At 71.5% G+C, this 10,793-nt stretch carries 8 protein-coding genes and 1 pseudogene; 5 read left to right on the top strand and 4 right to left on the bottom strand.

Annotation, left to right across the window (positions count from 1 at the left end; translation table 11 throughout):
* Positions 1 to 857: DUF58 domain-containing protein (locus AB0M20_RS11180; RefSeq protein ID WP_364296871.1), on the bottom strand; the 857-nt coding region annotated here is incomplete at its 3' end.
* Positions 857 to 1,834: pseudogene (locus AB0M20_RS11175) on the bottom strand (MoxR family ATPase); the annotation flags it as partial. The gene AB0M20_RS11180 and the pseudogene AB0M20_RS11175, both read right to left, overlap by 1 nt.
* 114 nt (positions 1,835 to 1,948) lie before the next feature.
* Between AB0M20_RS11175 and AB0M20_RS11170 the strand changes: the two are divergent.
* The 4 genes from AB0M20_RS11170 (at position 1,949) to AB0M20_RS11155 (ending at position 7,414) form a co-directional block, all read left to right on the top strand.
* Entirely contained in the window at positions 1,949 to 3,265 is a 1,317-nt protein-coding gene (locus AB0M20_RS11170; RefSeq protein ID WP_364296873.1) for a pitrilysin family protein, read from the top strand.
* A complete protein-coding gene (locus tag AB0M20_RS11165) occupies positions 3,262 to 4,608 on the top strand; it encodes a pitrilysin family protein (RefSeq protein WP_364296869.1) in 1,347 nt (448 codons plus the stop codon). Before AB0M20_RS11170 ends, AB0M20_RS11165 begins: the two co-directional genes overlap by 4 nt.
* Positions 4,609 to 4,844: 236 nt before the next feature.
* Positions 4,845 to 6,326: a hypothetical protein gene (locus AB0M20_RS11160; protein WP_364296867.1), complete on the top strand. Its 1,482-nt coding sequence runs from the start codon at positions 4,845 to 4,847 to the stop codon at positions 6,324 to 6,326.
* An 83-nt stretch (positions 6,327 to 6,409) separates the two neighbouring features.
* Positions 6,410 to 7,414 carry an endonuclease/exonuclease/phosphatase family protein gene (locus AB0M20_RS11155; RefSeq protein ID WP_364296865.1) on the top strand — a complete coding sequence of 335 codons (1,005 nt, stop codon included), beginning with the start codon at positions 6,410 to 6,412 and terminating at the stop codon, positions 7,412 to 7,414.
* Here AB0M20_RS11155 and AB0M20_RS11150 read toward each other — a convergent pair.
* Positions 7,380 to 8,216: an SDR family NAD(P)-dependent oxidoreductase gene (locus AB0M20_RS11150; protein WP_364296863.1), complete on the bottom strand. Its 837-nt coding sequence runs from the start codon at positions 8,214 to 8,216 to the stop codon at positions 7,380 to 7,382. The two genes, AB0M20_RS11155 and AB0M20_RS11150, sit on opposite strands and share 35 nt — an antisense overlap.
* A gap of 79 nt (positions 8,217 to 8,295) precedes the next feature.
* Here AB0M20_RS11150 and AB0M20_RS11145 point away from each other — a divergent pair, with 79 nt between their 5' ends.
* Positions 8,296 to 8,877: a helix-turn-helix domain-containing protein gene (locus AB0M20_RS11145; RefSeq protein ID WP_364296861.1), complete on the top strand. Its 582-nt coding sequence runs from the start codon at positions 8,296 to 8,298 to the stop codon at positions 8,875 to 8,877.
* Between the two features lie 128 nt (positions 8,878 to 9,005).
* On the opposite strand, the gene cimA is transcribed toward AB0M20_RS11145, so the two are convergent.
* Positions 9,006 to 10,592, bottom strand: coding sequence for a citramalate synthase (gene cimA / locus AB0M20_RS11140; RefSeq protein WP_364296859.1), 1,587 nt, complete (start codon positions 10,590 to 10,592; stop codon positions 9,006 to 9,008).
* Positions 10,593 to 10,793: the final 201 nt, after the last annotated feature.

Below are 10,793 nucleotides of genomic sequence, written 5' to 3'. Positions count from 1 at the left end.
GTGGCGCCGGCCCGCCGGATCGCGCCCGTGATGGTGTCCCGATGTTGCCGTGCCGCGACCGCGTACCGCTCACGCAGCCGCCGCCCGGCGGTGGACACCTCGCGCCGGCGCCCGGTCTCCGGGTCGACCAGGGTGAGCAGACCGACGTCCGGCAGCTCACCTTCGCGCGGGTCGCTGACCTGCACCGCGAGCACCTGGTGCCGGGCGGCGAGGCGGCGCATCGGCAGCTCCCACTGCGGCGGCCGGGCGCCCAGCCCGTCCTCGTCGAGCCCGTCGAGGAAGTCGCTGACCACCACGACGAGCCCGCGCCGCCGGACGGCCCGGTGCATGCCCTCCGCCGCGTCCGCGAGGGAAATCGGGTCAACGATCGGCACACCTCTCGGGACGGCCAGTAGAGAGCGGAGAATCCCGAGGAGATGGGTACGCCCACCGCGTGCCGGGAAGCGGCGTACCCCCAGCGGTCCGAGCAGGTGCGCGCCCAGCCGGTTGCCGGCGCCGGACGTCAGGAAGCCCACCGCCGCGACCGCCGCGATGGCGAGCTCGCGCTTCTCCAGCTCGGCCGTTCCGAAGTCCATGCTGGGCGAGCCGTCGACCAGCACCCAGGTGGCCAGTTCGCGATCCGCGTCGACGGTGCGCACGTGTGGCACCGCGGTCCGCGCGGTGACCGCCCAATCCATCCGCCGCACCTCGTCCTCGCCGGCGCGGTACTCCCGGCTGCCGGCCGGCTCGCTGCCGATCCCCGGCAGCAGGCCGAGATGCTGGCCGTGCAGCAGTCCGTCGAGCCGCCGGGTGATCGACAGCTCGAGCCGCCGCAGCCGGCGTTCCGGCGTCAGCTCGTTGATCGAGGCGCTCGACATCACGCCGCGATCCCGAGGCCGGGGCCCTGCTGCTCCTGAGCCGGCGCGATGGTCGGCAGCGGGACCGCGTTGACGATCTGCTGCACGAGGTGTTCGGCCGGGACGTCGTCGGCGACCGCGTCGAAGGACAGCACCAGCCGGTGGGCCAGCACGTCCGGCGCGATGTCCAGGATGTCGTTGGGCAGCACGTACTCGCGGCCGCGCAGCAGGGCGAGCGCCCGCCCGGCCGCGACCAGTCCGAGGGTCGCGCGCGGGCTGGCGCCGTACGCCAGCTGTCCGGTCAGCTCGGGAAGCCCGAAGCGGGCCGGGTCGCGGGTGGCGAGCACCAGCCGGACCACGTACTCGGCCAGCGCGTGGTGCACGAAGACCTGGTTGGCCCGGGCCTGCAGGGCGGCCAGCCGGGTGGTGTCCAGCACCGGGTGCGCGACGGGCCGTCCCTGGCCCATCCGGTAGAGGATGCCGAGCTCGTCCTGGTCGGTCGGGTAGTCGACGATCACCCGCATCAGGAACCGGTCGCGCTGCGCCTCGGGCAGCTGGTAGACGCCCTCGCTCTCGATCGGGTTCTGGGTGGCCAGCACCAGGAACGGCCGCGGCACCGGGTACGTGCGCCCGCCGATCGACACATGCCCCTCGGCCATCACTTCGAGCAGCGCCGACTGCACCTTGGCCGGGGCCCGGTTGATCTCGTCGGCGAGCACGAGGTTCGCCATCACCGGGCCGAGCTCGACGTCGAAGGTCTCTTTCGAGGCGCGGTAGATGCGCGTACCCAGGATGTCCGAGGGCACCAGGTCGGGTGTGAACTGGAGGCGGTGGAAGGTGCCGCCCACCGCGGTCGCGAGCGTCTCCGCGGCCAGTGTCTTCGCCACACCGGGCACGCCCTCGAGTAGGCAGTGGCCGCCGGCCAGCAGCGCCGTCATCAGTCGCTCGATCAGCCGGTCCTGACCGACGATCACCTTCTTGACCTCGAACAGCGTCTGCTCGAGGAGCCTCGTGTCTGTGTTTGCCAGGTCGTCCGCCATGTCATCAGGAGACCAACCGGCACCGAAAGCGAGGCGAAGGGAGCAATACTGGTCGGCGTGACGTCGCAATCCGTGCCGGTCGACACCGGCTATCCGTGGCCCATCGAAACCACCCGCCTCGAGAACGGCCTCCGGGTCGTGGTCAGCGAGGACCGCAGCGCCCCGGTGGTCTGCGTCAATCTCTGGTACGACGTCGGCTCACGGCACGAACCGGCCGGGCAGACCGGATTCGCGCACCTCTTCGAGCACCTGATGTTCGAGGGTTCGGTGCACGTGGCCAAGACCGAGCACATGCGGCTGGTGCAGGGCAACGGCGGCAACCTCAACGCCACCACGAACCCGGACCGCACCAACTACTTCGAGACCATGCCGTCGGAGCACCTCGAGCTGGCGCTGTGGCTGGAGGCCGACCGGATGGGCGGGCTGGTGCCGGCCCTGACCCAGGAGACGCTGGACAACCAGCGCGAGGTGGTGAAGAACGAGCGGCGCCAGCGGTACGAGAACGTGCCCTACGGCGACGCGTGGCTGCGGCTGCTGCCCCTGCTGTACCCGCCGGGGCACCCGTACCACCACGCCACGATCGGCTCGATGGAGGACCTGAACGCCGCCGACCTGGCCGCGTTCCAGGCGTTCCACCAGCGGTACTACGCGCCCAACAACGCCGTGCTGACGGTCGTCGGCGACACCACGCCGAGCGAGGTCTTCGCGTTGGCGGACAAGTACTTCGGCATGCTCGAGCCGGTCTCCGGCATCCCGCCGGCGCCCGGCGGCCACATCGCCGGCCAGGCCACCGAACCGGTCCGCGAGACGGTGACCGGGAACGTGCCGGCGCCGCGGATCTACCTCTCCCATCGGACCCACCCGTTCGGTACGGCGGGGTACGACGCGATCACCGTGCTGGCCGCCGTCCTGGGCAGCGGCCGGGGCAGCCGGCTCTACCAGCGGCTGGCCGACGGCAAGCGGATCGCCCAGCCGGACTACGTGGGCGCGTACGGCGTCGACCTCGCGCACGCCCCCGCCCCGCTGATCGTCACGGCCACGGCCAAGGACGGCGTGGACGCCGAGACGCTCGAGGTGGGCCTGGTCGAGGTGCTCGACGGCTTCGCGGCCGAGCCGGTGACCGAGGAGGAGCTGGAGAGGGCGAAGGCGCTGCTCACCACCTCGTGGTGGCGGCAGATGTCCACAGTCGGCGGACGCGCCGACACCCTGGGCCGGTATGCGACCCAGTTCGGCGACCCGGGCTCGTCCGCGTACCGCCTCCCCGCGTGGCAGGCGGTCACCACCGGCGACATCGCCAGCGTGCTGCACGTGCTCCAGCCCGCGTCCCGGGTCACGCTCACCTACCTGCCCTCCGATCAGCCCTCCGTTCAGCCAGGAGAAGACCAGTGACACTCGTCGCCTCCCGTCCGTCGTCGGGCGAGGCCCGGCCGTACTCGTTCCCGGACGTCGTCCGCACCCCGGTGGCCGGCGGGCTGGTGGTCGCGGCGCACCTGCCCGGCCAGCGGCTGGCCTCCGCGTCGCTGCTGCTGGACGCGGGCGCCGCCCGCGAGGCCCTCGGTCGCGAGGGCACCGCCGCCATCCTGGCGAAAAGCCTCGAGGAGGGTACGCGTTCGCTGGACTCGGCGGGCTTCGCGCTGGCCCTCGAGCGGCTGGGCGCCGAGCTGTCCACCTCGGTCGACTGGGACTCGTTCCGGGTCGGCGTCTCCGTGCCGGTGGCCCTGCTGCCCGGCGCGGTCGAGCTGGCGGCCGCGGCGGCGCGCACCCCGAAACTGGATCCGGCCGACGTGGCCCGGGTCCGCGACGACGAGGTGACCGCGCTGCGGATGGACTGGGCGCAGCCGGGGCCGCGGGCCGACGCGGCGTTGCGGGCCGATCTCTTCGGCGCCGCCGAGCGCTTCGGCCGCCCGCTGCACGGCGATCCCACGTCGGTGGCGGCGGTGACCGTGGAGGACGTGCTCGCGTACCATCGGGATTGGCTCTTGCGGCCGGGCGTGCTGCTCGTCGCCGGCGACCTCGACCACCTCGATCTCGAAGCCCTGGGCGCCGCCGCCTTCGCCGGAACCAGCGGCGACCCGCTGCCGGAGGAGGGTCCGCTCGACGTGCCGATCCCGGCCGGCCGCAAGGTGATCCTGGTGGACCGGCCGGGCTCGGTGCAGTCCACGCTGCGACTGGGTCACCGGGCGCCGCACCGCGCGCACCCCGACTACGTCACGATGTCGCTGGCCGCGACCGTGCTGGGCGGCGCGTTCACGTCCCGGCTCAACCACCTGATCCGCGAGGTGAAGGGCTACACGTACGGGATCCGCGGCGACTTCGGGATGTCCCGGCGGTTCGGCCGCTTCGGGGTGAGCTCGGGCGTGCAGACCGCGGTGACCGCGCCGGCGCTGGTCGACACGATCGCCGAGATCACCCGCACCCAGGCCGAGGGCGTGACCGAGGACGAGCTGGCGGTGGCCCGGTCGTGGCGTGCCGGGCAGCTCTCGGTGGACATGCAGACCCCGGGCTCGATCCTGGGCGCGCTCGTCACGCTGGTGATCCACGGCCTGCCGGACGACTACCACGTCCACTTGCGACAGCAGCTCCTCGGGGCGACGGTGGATCAGGTGTCGGCGGCCGCGGCCGCGCACCTGCACGCGGAGGGCCTGACCCTGGTGGTGGAGGGCGACGCGGCAGCGATCCGCGACGAGCTGACCGCAGCCGACCTGGGCGAGATCGTCGACGCCGAGGTCTGACAAGCGAGAAGTGGTAGGCGAGAGGGGCATCCGCGCCGCGGATGCCCCTTTGCGCTACCACTGTCGGCGTGCGCCCGGCGTCGCAAGCGAGAAGTGGTAGCTCAGCCACGTGTCCGCGGGGCGTTTTTGCCCGTGACAACGTTTACCCGGGGTCCGGGAGTTGCCATCGCGTGACAGAGAGGTTTCAATACGTCGGCACTCTTCTGAGAGCGCTCTCACGAGTTGGAGATCCCCGCATGCCTGCCACCTTCTCGGTCACCTCGGTGCCCGTCTCCCGGCGCCGCCTGCTCGCCCTGCCCGCCGCGGCGGCCGCCGGCGTTGCCGCCTCCTCCCTTCCCGGCGACCCCGCCTCGGCCAGCTCCGACCGGCCGCGACACCTCGTCGACACCACGCTCGCCGGTCCGGTGGCGCGCGCCTACCGCTACCTCGACGTGGTTCAGGACGCCTACCTCAAGGGCGCCGAGCCCCGGCTGCTGCAGTCGTACAACAACGAGAGCGGCCTGATGACCGCCTCCTTCGTCTACGACAACGCGCTCGCGATGCTCGCGTACCTGGCCAACCCGAGCGTCGCCAACGTGCGGCGCGCCCGGCTGATCGGCGACGCGTTCCTCTGGATCCAGGCCAACGACGAGGCGTTCAGCGACGGGCGCGTGCGGCAGGCGTACGCGGCCGGCCCGATGCTCTTCTACGGCGGCGGCCCCTACTTCCCGGGCCTCAAGCGCGAGGACGGCAAGGCGGCGTTCCTGTGGCCGTTCGGATTCGGCGGCTCGTCCACCGGCGACATGGCGTGGACCGGCCTCGCGCTGGCCCAGCTCTACGCCGACACCCGGGTCAAGAAGTACCTTGACGGCGCGGTCGCGCTGGGCACGTGGATCGCCGACAAGCAGTCCCCGTACGCGTTCGGCGGCTACCACGGCGGCCTGCAGGCGGACGGCGTCACGCCGCAGAAGTGGTCCTCCACCGAGCACAACATCGACGTGTACGCGTTCTTCACGCTGCTCGCCAAGCTGACCCGCGACCGCCGCTGGGCCACCCGCGCCGAGACGGCCGCCGCCTTCGTGCAGGGCATGTGGAATCCGGACGGGCCGTTCCTGTGGACCGGGACGCTCGGCGGCAACCCGGGCGAGGACCCCAACCTCATCAACACAGGCAACATCCCGGAGGACGTGCAGAGCTGGTCGGTGCTGGGGCTGGCCGACCGGCGCTACGACTCCTCGCTCGACTGGGTCCTGCAGAACCTGTGGAACAACGACGGCGGCACGTCCACCCAGCTCCCGGCCGGTGTCCGCGTCTCCGGGGTCACCTACAGCTCGCAAGCCAAGGCGCTGACCGGCACGATCTCGGGCAGCGACCTGCCGAACCACCGCAACGCGGTCTGGCTCGAAGGCAACGGGCACATGGCGCTGGCCCTGCTGGCCCGCAAGGGCGGCGGCGACCGGCGCATCGCCAAGCAGCTGCTGGCCGAAACCGTGGTGGCGCAGCGCAAGGTGGGCGCCGGGCAGACCGTCGGGCTCACCGCCGACCCGCACGGCGGCCGGCTCTCCGACCCGGGCGCCGGCGGCAGCTGGACCGGCACGCCGCTGCCCGACCGGTCCGGGATCGTGGCGGCCAGCAGTGCGTTCGACACCGGCTTCGCGTTCGGCTACTTCCAGCGCCAGCACGTCGGCGCGACCGCATGGTTCCTGATGGCCGCGCAGAACTTCAACCCCTATCGGTAGATCGCTAGACGAAGTAGCGGGGGTCCCGTCCGGCCGGGCCGGACGGGACCTTTTCGTGGCGTGCGCGGGCTACGGTCGGTTGCATGACGATCACCGCGGCGCCGCCCGTGAACGCCGGACGCCGCCGTAAGCGGGCGGGCGTCACGGTGCTGGTGTGGCTGCTGTTCGTGCTGCCGATGGCCGCGTGGGCGGTGATCCGCTTCGGCGGGTGGGAGCGCGGGCCGCTGGTGCAGTTGTTCGCGTTCACGCCGTATGTGGCCGCGTGGGCCGTGGTCTCGGCGCTGATCGTGGTGTTCTCCCGGCGGTGGCTGGGCGCGTCGATCGCCATGGTCGCGGCCGCGCTCCTGGTGGTCGGCGTGCTGCCGCGGATGATGACCGACCGCGACCCCGGCCCCGCGGCGGGCGTCGAAGTGCACGTGATGACGGCCAACGTGCTGGCCGGCGGCGGTGACGTGGACACCATCGTCCGGCTGGTGCGGGACCACGACGTCGCGGTGCTGGCGCTGCAGGAGCTCACGCCGGCGATCAAGACCCGGCTCACCGAGGCCGGGCTCGATCGGCTGCTGCCGTACTCGTCACTGGCCGCGGAGGTCGGCACCTCCGGCTCGGCGGTCTACTCCCGCTTCCCGATCACGGGCATCGGATCGAGGCGCAACGGCGGCGGCTTCCTGCAGGCGTACGGAACGGTTCAGCCGCCCGGCGCCGGCCCGATCGCCATCGAGTCGGCGCATCCGGTCGCGCCCTACGACGTGCGGATCCTCGGCGAGTGGCGGGCTGACCTGGCGAGCGAGCCCCGCCCCGACCCGAACGGCACACCCCGGATCCTTCTGGGTGACTTCAACTCGACCCTGGACCACAAGCCGCTGCGCGACCTGATCGCGAGCGGTTACCGCGACGCGGCGGCCGCCGACGGCTCCGGCCTGGTGGCGACGTGGGGACCGTACGACGGCGACCCCATCCCGCCGGTCACCATCGACCACGTCCTCGTCGACCGGCGCATCGGCGTCCGCGACGTCGCCGTCCACGGTGTACCCCGCAGTGACCATCGCTCGATCATCGCGTCCCTGACGGTCCCGGCAGCAAGTTAGCCTCCAGCGCGGCCCACAGCTCCCGCTCGCGCTTCTCGTCGTAGGACGCGGGCGAGCTGGGGGTGACCGTCGAGCGATCGATGTACGCGCCGGACGGGGCCGGACGCGGACCCGTCACCACCGCGGCGAGCTGGGCGCCGGCCCGCTCGGGCGTGTTGACGCCGGGGATCCGCGGAAAGACGCGGCGGAAAAGCCAGTTGCCGATCCGGTCGGTGCGGACCAGGCCGGTGCCGGGGGTAAAGGCGGGGTTGAACGTGTAGACGTCCACCTCGGGCATCCGGCGGGCCAGCTCGTGCACCAGGTAGATGAGGCCGAGCTTGCTGGTCGAGTACGCGCCGCGGCCGCCGAGGTCATTCGGCTCGGCCACCACCGCGGGACCGAGCCATCGAGGGGCCGGGATCAGGCCCATGTTGTAGCGGAACGTGCCGAAGTGGCTGTCGCTGCCGGTCAGCACGATGCGCGCGGCGGGCCTGAAGGTGAGCGCCTGGATCAGGGCCAGGTGGGCCACCACGTTGACGCCGAAGGTGCTCTCGAAGCCGTCCTCGGTCGTGGTCCGCGAGTCGGTGAGCTGAAGGCCGGCGTTGCCGACATAGGCGTCGACCGGCTCGGTGATCTGCGCCGCGGCCGCCCGCAGGCTGCGCAGCGAGGACAGGTCGCCGCGGAGGGTGGTGACCCGCGGGTGCTCGAGCATCTCGCCACGGGCGATGACGGTCAGCCGCAGGTCCGGATCGTCGCGGAGCATGCGCTCGGCGGCGTGCCGGCCGAGACCGCGGGAGGCGCCGGTCATCACGATCGTCGTCATGGGTATCTCCTCAGGGACTAAGTACTATCTGGTACTCAGTACCATAAGGTATCGAGGCTCGAACCGCTAGACTGCGGGCATGGCCGATCTGACTTTGCGGGAGCGCAAGCAGCAGCGGGCGCGGCAGCAGATCATCGACGCGGCGTTCGCCCTCTTCGCCGAGCGCGGCTTCGCCAACGTCTCGGTGACCGACATCGCCGAGCGCGCGGAGGTGGGCCGGTCGACGTTCTTCCGCTACTTCGGCGACAAGCAGGAGGTCGTCTTCTCCGACGAGGCCGACCTGCTGGAGGCGATCGACGCGGCGCCGCCCGGCGAGGCGGCGCCGGACTTGACCACCGCACTGGTGCAGGTGTGTGAGCTGACCGAGCAACTGGCGGGCCTGGTGGTGGGCGATCCCCGGCGGTGGCCGGAGCGCGAGCGGCTGCTGGCGGCGAACCCGGAGCTGGAGGACCGAGCGAACCGCAAGCTCCAGCGCGTCGCCGACGGTGTGCAGGGGGTCCTGCTTTCCCGGGGTACGGACGCAGAGGTGGCCGTCCTCGCCGCGGAGCTTGCCGTGGCCTGTTTCCGGGCGGGCCGCCGCACGGCCGGCGAAGACGCGGACGCCGTGATGCCCGCCATGCGCCGCGCGGTCACCCTGCTCCTGGGCGACCGCATCAGCTGACTTTCAAGATCGACGGACCCAAGACCAACTGCCCCGCCGCCTCCCCCGCCCACGACTCGGGTGGGCAGGAGATTAGGCGTCGGGTATGACAAATACGGGCCGTCGTCCACAGCGGCCGGAGGCGGGACCTACGCCGCGGTCGAGGACCGGGCCAGGCCGTAGGTCAGGGCGTCGACCAACGCGTGCCAGGAGGCCTCGACCACGTTCTCGTGTACGCCGACCGTGGTCCAGTCACGCCGGCCGTCCGTGGTCTCGACCAGCACCCGGGTGATCGCGCCGCTGCCGTGCGAGCCCTCCAGGATGCGGACCTTGTAGTCGGCCAGCTCGAAGGACTTGAGCTCGTCGTAGTGTGCGGACAACGCCTTGCGCAGCGCCTCGTCGAGGGCGTTGACCGGGCCGTTGCCCTCCGCCGTCGTGATGACCCGCTCGCCGCGTACCCGGACCTTGACGGTCGCCTCGGACACCACGGTGCCGTCCTCCCGGTGTTCGGTCTGCACCCGGTACGACTCCAGGGTGAACGGCCGCGCGTACCCCTCGCCCGGAAGCTGGTCGCGGACCAGCAGCTCGAAGGACGCGTCCGCGGCCTCGAACGACCAGCCCAGCGCCTCCAGATCCTTGACCTTGCGCGTCACCGCCGACAGGGTGTCCGGGTGGCCGGCCAGGTCGAGACCGAGCTCACGGCTCTTGAGCTCGATGCTGGCCCGGCCGGCCATCTCCGTCACCAGGATCCGCATGTCGTTACCCACAACCGACGGGTCGACGTGGTTGTAGAGCAGCGGATCCACCTTGATCGCACTCGCGTGCAGCCCCGCCTTGTGAGCGAATGCCGCGGCCCCGACGTAGGCCTGGTGGGTGTCGGGGGCGATGTTGGCGATCTCGGCGAGCGCGGTGGACACCCGCGTCGCCTGCTCGAGGCATCCGTCCGGTAGGACCGTCAGCCCGAGTTTGAGTTGCAGGTTCGCGACCGTGGCGAACAGGTCGGCGTTGCCCGGACGCTCGCCGTACCCGTTGGCGGTGCACTGGAAGTGCTTGACCCCGGCCTCGACCGCCGCGACCGTGTTGGCCACGGCGCAGGAGGTGTCGTTCTGGCAGTGGATGCCGAGCCGGTCGGGCGTCACGCCGGTCCGCTCGACGACCTCGTTGATCGCCGCGGTGACCATCGACGGGAGCATGCCGCCGTTGGTGTCGCACATGATCACGCGCTCGGCGCCGGCGTCGATCGCGGTCTTGACGACCGATGCGGTGTACGCCGGGTCGTGGCGGAAGCCGTCGAAGAAGTGTTCGCAGTCGACGAACGCGCGCCGGCCGTTCGCCAGCAGGTGCCGCACGGTGTCCCGCACCATCGCCAGGTTCTCGTCACCGGTGGTGCGCAGCGCCCGTTCGACGTGCCGGATGTCGGACTTGGCCACCACGCAGACGACCGGCGTCCCGGCGTCGAGCAGCGCCTGCACCTGCGGGTCGGTGGCCACGTCCACACCGGCCTTGCGGGTGGCGCCGAACGCGACCAGCACCGCGTGCTTCAGCTCCAACTCGGTCTTCGCCCGCTGGAAGAACTCGGTGTCCTTCGGCATCGCGCCGGGCCAGCCACCCTCGATGAAACCGACGCCGAACTCGTCCAGCAGCCGCGCGACCGCGAGCTTGTCGGCGACCGAGTAGGTGATGCCCTCGCGTTGCCCGCCGTCGCGGAGCGTCGTGTCGAAGACCTGGTAGTCCATGGCGTGGTTCCCTTCGAAGGATTTGGTGACCAACAAAAAGACCCCCCGCGGATGCGGGAGGTCTGCGCGTCGGCGAATGCGTCAGCCGGCGCGCTAGGTGCCAATAATGAGCACGTTGCGGGTCACGGGATGAAGTGTGCCACCGTTCGCTTCCGTGGGAAGCGATGTTCCACCTTTCGGGACTAGGTTAAGGATCGTGAC

It is taken from the genome of Actinoplanes sp. NPDC051633 (genome assembly GCF_040681735.1).
In the GTDB taxonomy this organism is placed as follows: domain Bacteria; phylum Actinomycetota; class Actinomycetes; order Mycobacteriales; family Micromonosporaceae; genus Actinoplanes.
Note: the sequence above shows the minus strand (reverse complement) of the source record. Positions and strands in the feature narration are given on the sequence as shown.

Bases quoted from the DNA above. Each gene is read 5' to 3' on its own strand.
- AB0M20_RS11160 (WP_364296867.1), top strand. From the start codon at position 4,845: ATGCCTGCCACCTTCTCGGTCACCTCGGTGCCCGTCTCCCGGCGCCGC.
- AB0M20_RS11155 (WP_364296865.1), top strand. From the start codon at position 6,410: ATGACGATCACCGCGGCGCCGCCCGTGAACGCCGGACGCCGCCGTAAG.
- AB0M20_RS11150 (WP_364296863.1), bottom strand. From the start codon at position 8,216: ATGACGACGATCGTGATGACCGGCGCCTCCCGCGGTCTCGGCCGGCAC.
- AB0M20_RS11145 (WP_364296861.1), top strand. From the start codon at position 8,296: ATGGCCGATCTGACTTTGCGGGAGCGCAAGCAGCAGCGGGCGCGGCAG.
- cimA (WP_364296859.1), bottom strand. From the start codon at position 10,592: ATGGACTACCAGGTCTTCGACACGACGCTCCGCGACGGCGGGCAACGC.